The organism is Gloeothece verrucosa PCC 7822, assembly GCF_000147335.1.
GTDB classification, from domain to species: domain Bacteria; phylum Cyanobacteriota; class Cyanobacteriia; order Cyanobacteriales; family Microcystaceae; genus Gloeothece; species Gloeothece verrucosa.
Genome location: NC_014534.1, coordinates 111,894 through 126,319 on the forward strand (window position 1 = coordinate 111,894; position 14,426 = coordinate 126,319).

At 40.7% G+C, this 14,426-nt stretch carries 11 protein-coding genes; 9 read left to right on the top strand and 2 right to left on the bottom strand.

Annotated elements, in window-relative coordinates; translation table 11 throughout:
* Window positions 1–3: 3 nt before the first annotated feature.
* The 8 genes from CYAN7822_RS30745 (at window position 4) to CYAN7822_RS30780 (ending at window position 6,918) form a co-directional block, all read left to right on the top strand.
* Window positions 4–909, top strand: coding sequence for a hypothetical protein (locus CYAN7822_RS30745; RefSeq protein ID WP_157872025.1), 906 nt, complete (start codon window positions 4–6; stop codon window positions 907–909).
* Window positions 906–1,631, top strand: coding sequence for a DUF6753 family protein (locus CYAN7822_RS30750; protein WP_013334839.1), 726 nt, complete (start codon window positions 906–908; stop codon window positions 1,629–1,631). Before CYAN7822_RS30745 ends, CYAN7822_RS30750 begins: the two co-directional genes overlap by 4 nt.
* Window positions 1,632–1,655: 24 nt before the next feature.
* The gene (locus tag CYAN7822_RS35040) at window positions 1,656–3,149 is read left to right on the top strand and encodes an ATP-binding protein (protein ID WP_013334840.1); all 1,494 of its coding nucleotides are present in this window, start codon (window positions 1,656–1,658) and stop codon (window positions 3,147–3,149) included.
* Window positions 3,127–3,468: a hypothetical protein gene (locus tag CYAN7822_RS30760; RefSeq protein WP_013334841.1), complete on the top strand. Its 342-nt coding sequence runs from the start codon at window positions 3,127–3,129 to the stop codon at window positions 3,466–3,468. The genes CYAN7822_RS35040 and CYAN7822_RS30760 overlap by 23 nt, the downstream gene beginning before the upstream one ends.
* Window positions 3,465–3,926 carry a hypothetical protein gene (locus CYAN7822_RS30765; protein ID WP_013334842.1) on the top strand — a complete coding sequence of 154 codons (462 nt, stop codon included), beginning with the start codon at window positions 3,465–3,467 and terminating at the stop codon, window positions 3,924–3,926. Before CYAN7822_RS30760 ends, CYAN7822_RS30765 begins: the two co-directional genes overlap by 4 nt.
* Complete coding sequence (locus CYAN7822_RS30770; RefSeq protein ID WP_013334843.1) at window positions 3,923–4,744, top strand: hypothetical protein; 822 nt, start codon at window positions 3,923–3,925, stop codon at window positions 4,742–4,744. The genes CYAN7822_RS30765 and CYAN7822_RS30770 overlap by 4 nt, the downstream gene beginning before the upstream one ends.
* 91 nt (window positions 4,745–4,835) lie before the next feature.
* Window positions 4,836–5,405: a hypothetical protein gene (locus CYAN7822_RS30775; protein WP_013334844.1), complete on the top strand. Its 570-nt coding sequence runs from the start codon at window positions 4,836–4,838 to the stop codon at window positions 5,403–5,405.
* A complete protein-coding gene (locus CYAN7822_RS30780; protein ID WP_013334845.1) occupies window positions 5,395–6,918 on the top strand; it encodes a DEAD/DEAH box helicase in 1,524 nt (507 codons plus the stop codon). Before CYAN7822_RS30775 ends, CYAN7822_RS30780 begins: the two co-directional genes overlap by 11 nt.
* 225 nt (window positions 6,919–7,143) lie before the next feature.
* Here CYAN7822_RS30780 and CYAN7822_RS30785 read toward each other — a convergent pair whose 3' ends face one another.
* The gene (locus CYAN7822_RS30785; RefSeq protein WP_013334846.1) at window positions 7,144–13,107 is read right to left on the bottom strand and encodes a ribonuclease H; all 5,964 of its coding nucleotides are present in this window, start codon (window positions 13,105–13,107) and stop codon (window positions 7,144–7,146) included.
* A 39-nt stretch (window positions 13,108–13,146) separates the two neighbouring features.
* On the opposite strand from CYAN7822_RS30785, the gene CYAN7822_RS30790 reads away from it, so the two are divergent.
* A complete protein-coding gene (locus CYAN7822_RS30790) occupies window positions 13,147–13,497 on the top strand; it encodes a hypothetical protein (protein ID WP_013334847.1) in 351 nt (116 codons plus the stop codon).
* A gap of 471 nt (window positions 13,498–13,968) precedes the next feature.
* Here the strand turns inward: CYAN7822_RS30790 and CYAN7822_RS35045 are convergent, their stop codons facing one another.
* Window positions 13,969–14,184: a helix-turn-helix domain-containing protein gene (locus tag CYAN7822_RS35045; protein ID WP_049802790.1), complete on the bottom strand. Its 216-nt coding sequence runs from the start codon at window positions 14,182–14,184 to the stop codon at window positions 13,969–13,971.
* Window positions 14,185–14,426 lie beyond the last annotated feature (242 nt).

Consider the following 14,426-nt stretch of genomic DNA (forward strand, 5'->3'; position numbering starts at 1 on the left):
CAAATGCCAAGGAAAAGAAAAATGGAAGGAGAAACCTACAATAATTCAGGAAATATTTCTCAAGAAGAAAAAATCCAAAACCTCGTCATCATTGGGGGAGAAAAAGGAGGAACCGGAAAAAGCTATGTTTGTAAGCATCTAATCGCCTATTTGATTAGACATTCCACAGAGGAAGATAAATGGCTTAATAGAATAACCGTATATGATGCCGATCCATCTGTGGATGACGTATATCAAATTTATCAAAATTATCCCTGGATGTTGAAATTAGAATTCACTGATAATAAATATAGAATTTCTGAAAGTCTAGAAATTCTCGAAAGTAACATTAAACCTCTAGTCATTATCAATCTTCCCTCAAATGTTCAAAAGAACTTTGATAATGCTTTTGAGCAATTCGGACTATTTCAAGAAGAAATTCAGCATAAATTTTATGAAACCACTTATTTCTTTTTTATCAGTGATGGGTCTTTTCAAAGCACCAAACTTTTTTTAGAGCATTTAAAGAGATACCAAGGCAAAAATTTTATTAAGACCGTTTTAATTTTAAATGAAGGACAAAACGGACAAAGTGATTCCTTTAAATATCTAGAATCAGTAGATTCAAAACAAGCCAAATCGTTTCTCGAAGAAATTAACCGAAATAAAATTCCCGTTTTAACTTTTCCCGAATTGTCCCCGGCACTCCGATACCAATTAGAAGATTCTCTGTCTCAGGGAGAAAGTTTTGATAATTTAATTAATGGAGGAGATAAATTAACCGTCTTAAAAAGAAGCAACTTGAATCAATATATTAAAAAGATTGATCTAGTTTTTAATTTAATCATTGGGAATCCTGAATGGATTAAATACACAGAATTGACCGAAAGCTTAAATTATAAAGATAACCAACTTCCTATACAAAAATGACAGCCACCTTAACTATTGAAGAACTTACTGAAGAAATTAAGGCTTACCCGGAAATACAAGAAATTGTTGATTTAGCTCTTTCTGATGTAGATCCAAAACTCGCCCAACAAGTTTTTTTCTACCTCATTAAAACTAAGGTTAAGCCCAACGACCCCCTATTTGTCCTAATGTTGACCTGCCGCTACTATTCCTTAATTACCCTCAATGCACCAAACGTCATTGGGAATGCCTTTGAACTGGGAATCACTAAACTATTGGGGGCACTCTCAGAAAAACTAGATAGATTGCAGAGTATCAGCGTGACCAACGTTGAAACGCAAATCGCCCTTTCAGTCAACAAATTGCTCTCAAGACAAGATAAGGCAACACCGCGTCAAAAGTGGATAAAGAGAGGGAAAATCGCCGGGTTGTGTATGGGGCTGTTCTCTTTAGGCGCTTCTTTGACTTATTGGTGGTTCGAGCAATCTCAATTAGCTTCCCTAAGTGCGAATAACCGACAACTATTGGCTTGGGCGAAAAGCCACGAGGGACAATTAGCCCGAAAGATTATGCAGTGGAACCCCAGTTTAATTGATGGTTCCTGCTCTGATGATGTAGCCCGATTGGGGATTGGATGGGGAGAAGTCCTAGTCAAGAATGGCAAGATTGTGGGAAATAAACAAGCTACTACGGGATACTGCGTCGTTTGGCGAGTTCCTCCCAATCAACGAAAATTTCAGTGACCAATGACTAACAACTAATAAACAATGCTTAAAAACTTTTACGCCATTAAATGTCCACCCATAGATCGAGGAATATTGCTCAAAAAATTCCGCTCTTATTGGCTGTGGAATCCAGGCACACTCTCTTTTAAACCTTCAGATCCTTGCCAACCGGAATTGGCTACCCCTAATTGGCTATATTGCCTGGATTACAAAAATAATATCGACGAAAATGGTTTTCAAAGGAGCGAAACTTATATTGTCGAGGGAATTCTCAACCCACTCAGCCGGGAAGATAAATATAAATTAATTACAGCCTACGAGTATCTGAGCCGCCATAAAGGGAAAAACCTAATTTTACTCGATAGCCACATTGATTTACCCGCAGATCTTCACCCTTTGATTGAAATTAAAGAAGTTCCTTTACCTCAAGGAGATATGCTGAGAAAACTGTTGATACAATATGGCAAAGATTCTCTTTCATATCAAACCGGCTGCTTGGGATTATCGATAGGAGAGATTAAAACGATCGTTCCATTAGCTAAAACTCCAGAGGACGTTCTAACTTACAAAGCTAAAAAACTTAAAGGTAGAGGATTACAACTGGCTCCTGAACCCGATGTGCCGGATATTGCAGGGTTAGATTTGCTCAAAAAGGACTTAGAAACTATCGCCGCCCTCTTTCAACCTACAGCCGGACAGATAGGACTGAGGCCACCCAAGGGCATGATGCTTTGGGGGCTACCCGGAACCGGCAAATCCCTAACCGCCAAACTAGCGGCTAAGTTGACCGGTGCTTTATTGATAATGTGCGATTGGAATCAGTTGCTAGGAGATTCCGATGCCGAGAGCCTGGACAACCTGAGCTACGTCTTAAACTTAGTCGATCTGCTAGGACCTACAATACTAGCGATCGATGAATTTGAGAAAGCCATCAGTGGAAGTTTAGAGGGTGGAGTAACCACCAAAATGGTCGGCAAACTCCTCAACTGGCTCGAAGACCACACCACACCAGTTATCTTACTCGTCACGATTAACCATTTATCGTTATTGCCGCCAGAAATGTTCAGAAGATTTGAATATATCTGGTTCTTCGATAACGATTTGTCAGAAAAAAGTCTGTATGAAATTTTTAACCTACACTTTAAAAAACGGTTCCCTTCTTGGCTAGAGAACATTTTTACAACAGAAGAATGGGAGAATATTTTAGTCAATTACGCCAGCTATACTCCGGCTGAAATTGGAAAAGTCGTTAAATTAGCACAAACAAAATTATATGTAGCGATTGAACGACAAACCTCATCAAAAGCAGTGGAATTGGTCAATAATTATCCATTAACCTATCCCCAGAAATTTTATCAATTAATTTTAGAAGTTCAAAAAGAAATCCAAGCTTCTATCTCAGTTCCCTTCCTCAATCAACAATTGGAGCAAATTCGTATGTATCAAGGATTTGCGCGTCCGGTCAGCAGGATTTCTCCCTCAAAAAACTTTTTTAATAAAAATGGTCAAAACTATGAAACTGCGCTTTTCAGTTAAAAATCCTTTTTTGCCTAGGTTTTTAGCAACCTCTACCGATAGGGAAAAACAAACCGAGAAAATCTTGAAATTTTTAGAAAATGGAGAAAACTCTGTTCTCAATCGAAATGTTTTCCGTCGTTATTCCTTAGAATATAATCCTAATCTCAGTTTAACTGAGCAGCTAAATAATTTAGAGGCAAAAAAACTTCAAGAAATCTTTATTGATTTAATTCATCAGCCCACCGTCCAGTTAATTAATTGGAGTTGGAGAATTGTTTTATTAATTTTAGGATATTTTTTCGTTTCAGCTTTCGGATTATTTCGCCAACCCTTATGAAAAAATTGTTGATTTGCTTATTCTTGCTCACCGGATGTAGCTCGTCTTTGACTCTAAGAGAGTTGAATGAAAAATCGGTTGCTCAAATTGCCCAAGAAAATACAAATTTATCAGCAGATGCTTTATCAAATCTGAAAATAACTTACTTATGGAACGACAACCGAGAAGCCCTCCACTGGGTAGATTTTAATAACGAACAGTTATGCGGCATAAAGTATTGCCTATATGCTCTATATGCCATTAATGAAGGCCAACTCCAATTATTATGGAGAGCCTACTTAGATCCGTTGCTGCCTCCAAAAGTTAATTTGATAGAACCGGACAAACCCTGCCTAAAAATCAATCAATTCAATAAAAAGAATCCTGATGTTTTAGACCAATATTCCCTATGCCCAGATCTGGGCAAATATCAAATCACCGATAAACAAGCTATTCCCTTAAATAGGAGCCAATCATGAGTACAATGTGTTTAGATTTATCCATGCTCAAAGATCTTTCTCTGAACGACCAAGCTGAAGTGATGAGAACGCAAGGAGAGATTTACTACTCAGTTAAAGAATTAAGTGAGAAAATTGACGATAAAATCTTAACTGACTATTTAAAGAATTTGGGAGAAGATACAAGAATTTTTCGTCTATTTTATTTAGATGGATCGGTTCAATCGACGATTCCCAAGTTCTATCTAGATGAGAAGGACGTTTTGCATTTATATGATGCAGGGCCGGCCCCAAAAGCGATCAAACTTCCCCTAAAATTTGTTAACCATCAAACCGATTACCTCAGTGCCGAGACGCAAAATACCGAAACCATTATAGGAAGGCAAACGTTCTATCTGGAGGTAGAAGGCTCAAAAGCCGCCTTCACCGCACCCGTGGGAATAAAGACTGAATACATTAAAGCCGCCAATGAGAAATATAAAAGTGGAGAATTGATCGATTCACTCCTTCCCAAAGGCAATGGAGTAATACCCCTAAAGATCGTTAAGTATTACCCGCGTCCCCTTAAACCTAAGAGTCAATTTGAAAAAGGGGAAGAATATCAAATCCTGGAATTAATCGGACCCGATCCGAGGTACAACGGAACCAAACGCTTTTTGATCCAACAACTGAACAACGGGGAAGCGATCGGGGAACCCGTCGAAACCTTGGGCAACTGGAGCTTGGAAAAACATTGGAACACCTTTAAAGACACGCCCTGCCGCGTCGTCGAAAAGACTATCAAAGACGGCAATACCATCGTTAAATTTGCTCTGAGTAGCATTGCTAGAGCAAGTTAACAGACAGATTTCCGTACCTTTGGAACCATCCGAAATAAGCCTCAAAGTGTAAGAATAGGAAAAATTTTTTCCTATTCTATCCCCAAAAAATATGATTAAAAAAATTTTATTAACTACAACAGTTCTTCTTCTTTCGAGTTGCGTAGATACAAAAGAATTGGCATCATCTCCGGCAAAAAACAATAATCAAGCCAACTTTTATTCCATTCGTTGGAAATACTGCGTTTCAAATGAAGAGATCCAAAAATTAGGATTTTATCCTTTCTTGCGAGAACAACCCGATAATTGTTGGACCGCTCGAGTGGCCTTGATTGTCTGGGGAAATGATTTGCCGGAAGTGGAATTGTGGAAACTGCCAAGCACCGGTGACAGTATGCTCAACCCAGTCAAGTACGATAATTACGTTTTAGTTTTTAGAGGGCGAGGATGTCCGGGTTACTATCCACAGCCAAGCAGGGTGGGATGGTATCAGGGGGATACTATCGTCACATTCAACCGGCAATATACAAACCAGATCCCGCAGATAAAAGTTACCGCTCTTGACGTTCAACAAGTAAATCTTTCAAAAAAAGATTATGAAGATCGAGTTTGGAAGGATATAACCCCCGGAATCGCCAAGTGTGAATTTATCCGAGAGAACCGTAACCCCAATGCAACTTAGACCCTACCAAACAAAAGTCATTGAAGAAACCCATTTTAAAAGAAAAATTTCTCAAAGAATATTAATAATAGCTGGAACCGGGGCGGGTAAAACCGTCATCGGTTCCCGGTTAATCAGTGATTTTGTCAGCCTAGGGCAAAAAGTTATTTTTCTGGTCCATAGGGATATCTTGATCAAACAAACTCTTAAAAAATTAGAAGGAATAAATCTCCCCTATGGCATTATTGCCGGTTCTTACCCCGAAAATTTAAGCCAACAGGTACAGATAGCCTCAATTCAAACCTTATCCAGGCGGGGAAAACAATGGTTGCAAGCTGAATTTCCCTTCACCGTAGCCATATTTGATGAGTCCCATCTGACTAACTGGTTTAACTTTTCCCTCGAACTGTGCCCCAAGCTTCCCAAAAAAAATAATCAAACCATCATCGGGCTAACGGCAACACCGTGGAGACGCTTAAAAAGCCAGAGTATGGGGGACATTTATGAAACCTCAGTTTTAGCTCCCCTACCCATTGAGCTAATCGAACAAGGTTTTTTGGTTCCTTTCTCCTACTACAGCATTGGCAAGATTAACAAAAAAGGGCTAGTTCTCCATAGCTCTGGGGAATATACTGAAGCTTCTTTAAAATTAAAATGCAACACGCACGAAATGCGATCGCATATTGTCTCTGAGTGGATAGCCAAAGCTAAGGGACGCAAGACGATCGCTTTTACCATCGATATCGAACACGCACAAGCATTGGCTGCTGATTTTAATGCTGTTGGGATGAGGGCTGCAAAAGTTGATGGCACGATGGGCATCGATGACCGGGAAAAACTTTATGCTCAACTTGACACCGGTGATTTACAAGTTTTGTGTTCTTGTGAAGCACTCAGTGAGGGGTTTGATGTGCCCATCGTGTCTTGTGTGATCTTGGCGCGATTAACCACCAGTCGCGCGAAATATTTTCAGCAGATAGGCAGAGGAGCGAGGATCGTCACCGATGGTCGCATTAAGCGAGATTGCCTGGTCTTAGACCCTGTAGGGATGGTTGAAGGGTTCGGTTTCCTTGAGTCCTTAACGAAGGATGATTTCAACATTGAGCCATCCGCCAGAAGAAAAGAAGGTGGAGAAGCCCCCGTTAAACAATGTCCGGGGTGCGATCGCTTAATTCTAGCCGCCTTTCCTAACTGTCCTGAATGTAAATTTAATTTTCCCCCGAAACATTTGGCGGCTCCTCCCCAACCTTTACATCTCTGTATTCCCCCTAACCGCCAAGAGCATTATCAATATTACCAATCGCTCTTAAGGCAAGCCTTTAATGAAAGAGCCTCGCCTTCAATAGCTGATGGAAAATTTAAACAGAAATACGGGTATCCTCCTCCTCTTAGTTGGCGCACTGGGGCAATTTTTGGCAATAATCCCACCCTTGAAAATCAGAAAGATTATCAAAAATATCTCCAAGAAATTGCCACTAAAAATAATTTCAATCAAACTTGGATCGAAGAAAATCTGTGGGAACTAAAACATTAAACTTAATCGAAACTCAAAAATGAGAAAATTTATAAATTATCTAAATCGCCGTCCAAATTTATTAACTTGTATTTAGCGAGAACTAGCAAATTATTGTCAGTTTTTCGTGACACATAAACCAACTGAAGCTGATTTAATTATTAATAATCAAGTTCCTTGGTTTAATAGTTATATCCTAAATAAAGACAGGAGCGTGAAAACTCCTGTTTTTGGGTTTCTGATAGATCAATGATGACCGTTTTGATGATATTTCTGAGTAGAATTATTAGCCGCTCTAAGCAAAATTTCTTTGACCAACTGGCGAAACTGGGGATCGGTTAATTTAGCCTCATCCGATTCAGTTAAGCCTTCTCCCCCGTGAGGTAAAGGATAAGAAGACCAATCAACCTTGCCTGTATCCTGATTGCGAACACCGGAGGCAATCATTTTAAGAGAACCGGATTTATCCAAAAGATTAAGAATCTTACCGTCAAAAGTTACGTCGTAATCTTTTCCTTCTAAAGATGTGAGATTCGTTTCGGGATTATAGCTCAACTGAGGAGAACGAGTTAATTTTTTGGCTTCGAGCAAAGCCATTAGAACTGGTGCAACTTTTTGAGTACGTTGTTGTTGTATTTGTAGCCGCTCAGGACTAAACTCTGGATCGATTAAAGTCGAAGAAGGTTCAATTTCAGATTCAACGGTAGTAATTTCTTCAACTGTAGTCTGCTCAGATTTGATTGTTTTACTATTTTTCTCTTTGATTTCTTCTTCTCTAGTGACGATATAAAGGGTAACTTCAGATATTGAAGGTTCTTGCCCCGATATTTCTTGATTAATCAAATGGCTCTTTAAATATCCTTGCTCTGTCTGTTCTAATTGATATCCTTTTTTGTTTAAATATTCTTGAACCAATTTATCGGTTCCCGCCGCATTCCCGACGACAAACTGTGCCCCGGCTGAGATCGCCCTATCTAATAGCGGCTTGTAGTTCTCGTCAAAGGTTTGCTGTACTTGCTCAGGGGTAATCGTGCCCTTGGTGGTAGAACGTGGAAGATTGCCAGATACCATAACAATATCGTCGGCTGTATATTTGCCAGTATTGCCCCTATCAAATAAATTCCAAGCTGCCAGATAATCTTTTGTGGATGTTGGAAGATCAGGGTTAGCAGGTATCCCTATAAATTGAGTAGCGAGGTTGGCCATCGCACGGTCTTTAATTCGGTTTCTCTCAACCGCATCCGAAGAACCGGGGGGAACTAATAGCCCTGGTAACCCAGGTTTTTTCAATTGTCCCTGTTCATCAAAAAAGGTAGCTTTTTGTAAGATCGCCTCTTCATATCCTTTGATTAATGCTCGAATAAAGGCACTATCGCGTCCAATACCTTCCCATTTACTATTATTGGCACTCGTTGTATGGGAACATTGCTCTAAATAGCTCACTCCCCCTCGCTTCTCAATCTCCAAAGTTAACTTGGGATATTGGGTAAGTTTAGCCGCTATAATTTCAGCCATTAAGGCCTCTTTCTGTTCATGGGTATCGAGAGAACGGGCATAATATTTATAGCCGTCTTCAGCACTAACGAACGGAACACCTGCGGCTTTAGCACTGAAATATTTTTCTGCTTTGTAATACCCGTAATCGGGATGATCTTTACCAATGGCTTCACGGGTTGGATTATCTCGAAAAGAGACCGGATAATGAGCTTTAATATTGCCTTTGTAATGAGCGGCTTCAGTGGGGTTAGTCAGTGCAGCCAAAAGAGGGTCTTTTGAATCAGAAGAAATTAGAGGCAACGATGTTCGATTTTCTGCATTGGGAGAATTGGTAATATCCTTTTGAACCGGTAAGGTAGAAGGGGATAAAATTTCCACCGGTGCGTTTTCCGTCAGTGACAATAAAATGGGCAATTGCCGTAAGGGAACTTCGGGCGGATTGAGATTTAGGTAAGCTTGAAGCTCTTGGCGCTCTAAAAATTGTTGTTGCACTGAGCGGCTGAAAGGAGAAATTTCCCCTATCCGTTGTTGGTGTGCTGCTTCCTCTAGAGGAGTACCGAATTTATCCTCTAAATTACTGCGAATAGAACGGGGTAAATCTCCTTCAACTATGGCAAAACTAATCAGCGATCGCTGCTTTTCGGAGGCGGAAGTCTTAAAGGCGAAGGGAATTTTATTATCAGCCAAATATTTCTCTACAGCAGCCGCCTTACGGACATCGGTTGTAATTTTAAATGTTGGTAAAGTAGTCTCTTTCCCATTGGGCAATTGCCATTGCTCGCTTGATACTGACACTAAAGTGGGGTGAGTCGAAACCTGATTGAGGAAGTAAGCCACCTCCGGATTGAGCTTAGGTTTTTGCTCATCAGGAACTAAATGTGCCGCTTTCGTCCATTCTCCAATAGGGGGGTACTGTATCGTATCTGGATTGATTTGTAGTTTTCCTAGAGTGAGTCTTGAAGTAATAGTCGCTTCAAAAGTCACTCCATCTTTTAAGAGTCCAGCCTGGGTAAGAGCTTGCTTACCGGGATTCTGATCCCGATGCGAACCAAATACTCCAATAATTTGAGGAAACCCGTCGATAATCGTTTCTACACCCACCTCTTCAGCCGCTTTTGTCGCCTTGATATTTAATTGTACCGGCTCCGAAATCAGAGATTCTCCCTTAAAGTCGTCGTGTCCTCGGAAAGCTATCTTGTTAATCCTCAGTTTTTCACCATTATTGAGGGTAGCGATCGCATAGCGCCCTCTATCTACCCCGTAAGTCGTTAATGTGGCCTTGAAAGAATTGGCTTGAGCAATTTGAGCGATCAAATTGCGATCGACAACCCCAAGGGTTTTATCACCTACAGAAACTACGTATTCAGTTTCTGGGGTAAACCGACGTAGCGTAAATGTCTCAGTCTGGCCATTAAAAAATTCCCCGGCGGCTGCATATTTATTGATCTGCCCGAAGATAATTTCTCCCCCCCCTTCAAAAAAAGGCTGAAGTTTTTGCTGAATTTCTGGGGTGATGATATCGAGCCGAGCCGTAGCGGGATTCTCCCCAGAAAGTTGGCCCGTAACAGTGGTGTTAAGGGGAAGCTGTGCCCCTTTAACAGAAGATAATCCAAATGAATACCATTGATCGTCTTCGGGATTATGAACTTCCCACAGCCTCCCGATCCGTTCCCCTTCTTTACTCTCTATAGTAATGGGGGACACCCTTAATTGAACCTCTTCATTAAAGAGTTGAGAGGGAACCTCATTGTAGTCTTTTAGTTTATCGACGAGGAATTCCTTGAATTGAAAAGTTTGACTGCGATCGATGAGTTCATCGGCAAAGGCGGCAAACAGAAAATGTTGGGTCGTATTGGCTTGATTTTTTAATTCCCGGCAAGCTAAATGACCCGTAGCCCCGAAATATTGCTGTATCTGTTCGGGAGGTAGCAATTCCTTCCATTCCCTTGCCCCATCAAACGCTTGTTTAAATAGCAGGTCTATCTCAGCGTCCGAGAGGGCTTGGCCCAGTTTAGCCGTCCCCGGAACAGTCATCCCGGCTTGAATATTAAATTTTTCTCGGTCTGATTCTTTAACTGTACCGAGAGTAATAGTTTTCCCCTCTAGAGTGGCTTGAGCCGCTAATTGATGGCTTGCCCTGGTCGATTTATCGTCATTTTCGACAAAGCTTAAGGTAATATCTTGAGATTGGAGAGGAGTAAAGTGACTAATGCTGTTAAAGGCTATTAAGTTGGTTATACGAACTTTATTCCCTTTAGGGGTAGTGAAGTTCAACACGGGACCCGGTTCGTTTTCTTGTTCCTTTCGTAAGGCAGTAGCTCGATTGAAAAGCCCATCAAATTCTCCTTTTTTTTCGGTTACTTCAAGAAACTGCTGTTCCGTATAATCGTTGGGGAAAAAATCCCGAAATTGATTGAGGGGACGGCTCTCAAGAGATTCAGAACGGAACGCCCCGTTGGTGACGTGAGCCATTAATTCCACCGGTGTCACGCCAGTAGCTTTGAGAATGCGATCGCCAGTATAGAGTCCCTGTTCTTTTTTGTCGGTGATGGTTTCCAGTTTGCGGTAGAGTGCCCCTTTATCTTGTTGAATTCGCGCCATACTGGGGGGACGGGCGGATTTAAACATATCTACGGCTATCTGATTATTGTACTGCGCCTCGATCAATAACTCATCATAGATTTGTTCGGTTAAATTAAAGATTTGTCCAGCACTCCCTGAATCGAGGGGTTGGGTAGCAATCTGGGCAATTTGGTAAACTTGCTCTCGATAGTCAGGTGGGATGGGACGGGGATTTTTCTCTCTATTTTCAGTGGCAATAAGTCTGTTGGCGGTATTAGCTAATTTTTGTGCGTATTCCCGTTTTTGTGCCGGTTTAGCGTAATCTCTATAAATATCAAGTTCATTTTTAAAAGATTGAACAGTCGTCACCTGATTGTTAATCACCCCGACCGGCGAGTTGGCCATAAATAGTGCAACCCGTTCGAATGACCATGAAGGGTCAAATGATAATTTATCTTCCTTCTTGATTGGGGTATCGGGATTGAGTGCGTGAAGTCTTGCTGCTTGAGCTAGATGGGGATAATTATGTATTAGCTCGAAACCGTATGTATCGCCATCAAAATCCATCCCGTCAGCTTCATTGTCAGTTTCATAGGGTAAGGGAGTTAAAGGTATGCCGGACTCGATTAGCGTCTCAAGAGATAAATTAATCGAGTCAATTAATTGAACCCGTTCCTTCCCGGAAGAATCCTTAAGCTGTTTGGCAGTAGGTAACTGTTCTAGAATCTGCTGAAGTTGAGGTTGCTTGTCGGGATGAGTGGTAAGTGCCACACTCAGTTGTCCAGTCAATTGTTGATGTAACCTGGGCCATGAAAAGTCATTCATGACTAGAACACCCTCTAAGGGCGAACCGTCAGGAGCTAGACCTTCTTCAACAGGTTTGTTGGTGGAGACTCTTAAGCCGTTTTTACCGATCATAGGAGATCGAAAGCCTAAAACTGACTCACCAGGCTTGTAGTCGTTCCAGTAAAGTTCTCCGAGTTCTAAATCTTTGGAAGGAATTACAACAGCCCGGTTAAATTTGACGAATTTGCCTATAGCCGATTCCTTCCATTGTTTAGCCTGAAATTGTTCTAATTTTTTTTTGTAAAATTCCGTTTCCCGTAACTGTCCGTATTTATCATTTTCAATTAATTTAGAAATTAAATCCTGAAATTGATTCTCCTCAACTTCGGATTCTTCCGCCTCGCCGCTCAGTGTGGCTTTTTGATATAGCTGTTCAAGCTTTCGGGGATCTTCGATAGACTCTTGAAGCTTTTCAAGGTGTTGCTCAAGTAAAGGTGTCGTGTCTTTTAAGGCTTCAGTGTAATATTGTACAGGTTGAGAGGCCGAAATTAAAGAACCTCTTTCTTTTTGGGCCTTAGAACGGTCTTTCTCAGTAATGACAATTTCTGTAGTAATTAACCCAGGCTTGATATTACCTTTAGCTGTTCCCTTAAACGATGATAAAGGAAGTACAAGGTCTATATTGGGAATGTTAGCGGGATTAGAAAATTTGAGAGGACGAAAGAGTTCATGCTCATCCCCGTCAAGCCATCGGGGAGTGAGCGTACCTTTACCGATATATTTATCTTCGAGTAGCCCTATTCTAAACTGAATTGCTCTATTATTCGTTTTAAAAACTTCAGAGGCAAATTGAGGAGACATTTTCCCGTGACAGTCACCCGTCAATTTCCAGGCATCTCGTTTATCAAGAATACCTCCGTTTTCCCCAGTTTCATCGTCAACTATTAGAATGGTAGCAGTTCGTTTTTGGTTTGATTTTTGATCTGATGTTAACAGTGAAGAGTAAGCCCCACGATTTTTAAGATCGGGTTTTTTTACATCCAATCCCGCCAGAATCTCGTTAATAATAGGTTCGTATTCGGCTGGCGCGTAAAAAAAGCGATCGCCATTCGCTAGAATAAGTTTGTGTCCTTCGGGGTGATTCTTTAAGATTTTTTCGGCTTGGGCTATTCGCTCTGGGTCACTTGATTGAACGTAGAACTCATCCAAGTGTCCTACACTGACGGAAATATCTGGACAAAATGATTCTAGCAAGCTATTAGAGAGCTTCTCGATCCAGTAAGGTTGCTCTTGACGTTGGTTAGCAAAAGGATTGGGAAGATATTCGCCAGATATCAAATCGATGTGCTTAATGTGTAAAACCATAATTTAATTAAAAAAATTTATATTTTGAGGAGAAAAAAAATGGGAAAAAACCCAAATATGAGATTAGATGATTACGATAAACAGTTCTACGACGAGCAAGGGAATCTTCTGCCGGAATGGGAGTTTCCTTTTACTTTATGGGATGATAGTTACTCTTATTATCCCGACGGAACACCCCGTCCGGAATTCAAAGAAAGAGTCTGGAAGTCCGATATGAGTAGTGCCGGCGTTGCCTACGCTTTATCCTACAGAGAAGAAGAAGTTCAAGAATGGCGTGAAAAAGAAGAACTTTGGCAGCAACAATTCGGAATTAGCCGTAGAGAGCGAATACGAGAAAACTATCTCAAACAGCAAGAAGAAATCCGTAACTCGTTTAAACGGAGGAAATAAAGCTAATTTTTGCTTAAACCAAGTCCTAATGTCGGGGCGGGGGAAGAAGCGGCTTGGTTAAAGGAAAGGTGCATTTTTGAAAATTATAGCACTCGCTCGAAAAAAAGGCTTAAATAATCAAAACCTGATCAAGTGATCAACGCTTTACAGCATCAAAGGTTAAAGCACAGGATGATAAAGGTAAAACTAAGTCTATTTTAGGAAGTGATCAACGCTTTACAGCATCAAAGGTTAAAGCACTCTCATAATCGTCCATTTCTTCTAATTTTTTTGTCCGGTGATCAACGCCTTGCGGCATCAAAGGTTAAAGCACTTAATCAAGATTTAAAAGTCTAGAAACTAAAACTGTAATTAATTTTTTTTAAGGTTTGACGCACGGTTTCATGGCTTACCTGCTCAACATAATTTAGTTCTATCATTTTTTCGGCTAATAATCGTAGAGTCCAACGTCCTTGCCCCTGTGGGGGTTCGCTACAGGCGTTCGGCGATTAAATGAGCTTCTTGCTCCCCATTGAAACGCGGCGCTTTGCGATTAACCTGTTCTTTGCGGGCTAATGCGGCTTCAATGCCGTCTTCAACAAAGCGTTTACGTACTCTCTCTAGTGTTGAGATACTCAGATCCAGAGCTTGACTGATAGCTTGGTCACTTAAACTCTCGGTCTGGGAGTTAATATCCGCTTTTAACAAAAAAATTTTTTTCTATAATAATCCATTAGGATAATTGTTCGAGATTAAAAAACCTAAGATATACTACATGGGTTAAAAATGAATAATTATACTACAACGAATTTATAAGGTTTTGGATACCGAAAACAAGAGGATATATTGTCAGGTGTTGTAGTATAGTCAGGAAATTATACCTTTTTACCAAGAAAAAACGGAGAGTATGATAATTCGTCGGCTGAATTTGGGTATTCTAAACGGAGAAC

Coding starts and splice junctions, on each gene's coding strand:
- CYAN7822_RS30785 (WP_013334846.1), bottom strand. CDS start 13,107: ATGGTTTTACACATTAAGCACATCGATTTGATATCTGGCGAATATCTT.
- CYAN7822_RS30750 (WP_013334839.1), top strand. CDS start 906: ATGACAGCCACCTTAACTATTGAAGAACTTACTGAAGAAATTAAGGCT.
- CYAN7822_RS30790 (WP_013334847.1), top strand. CDS start 13,147: ATGGGAAAAAACCCAAATATGAGATTAGATGATTACGATAAACAGTTC.
- CYAN7822_RS30775 (WP_013334844.1), top strand. CDS start 4,836: ATGATTAAAAAAATTTTATTAACTACAACAGTTCTTCTTCTTTCGAGT.
- CYAN7822_RS30770 (WP_013334843.1), top strand. CDS start 3,923: ATGAGTACAATGTGTTTAGATTTATCCATGCTCAAAGATCTTTCTCTG.
- CYAN7822_RS35040 (WP_013334840.1), top strand. CDS start 1,656: ATGCTTAAAAACTTTTACGCCATTAAATGTCCACCCATAGATCGAGGA.
- CYAN7822_RS30760 (WP_013334841.1), top strand. CDS start 3,127: ATGAAACTGCGCTTTTCAGTTAAAAATCCTTTTTTGCCTAGGTTTTTA.
- CYAN7822_RS30745 (WP_157872025.1), top strand. CDS start 4: ATGCCAAGGAAAAGAAAAATGGAAGGAGAAACCTACAATAATTCAGGA.
- CYAN7822_RS30765 (WP_013334842.1), top strand. CDS start 3,465: ATGAAAAAATTGTTGATTTGCTTATTCTTGCTCACCGGATGTAGCTCG.
- CYAN7822_RS30780 (WP_013334845.1), top strand. CDS start 5,395: ATGCAACTTAGACCCTACCAAACAAAAGTCATTGAAGAAACCCATTTT.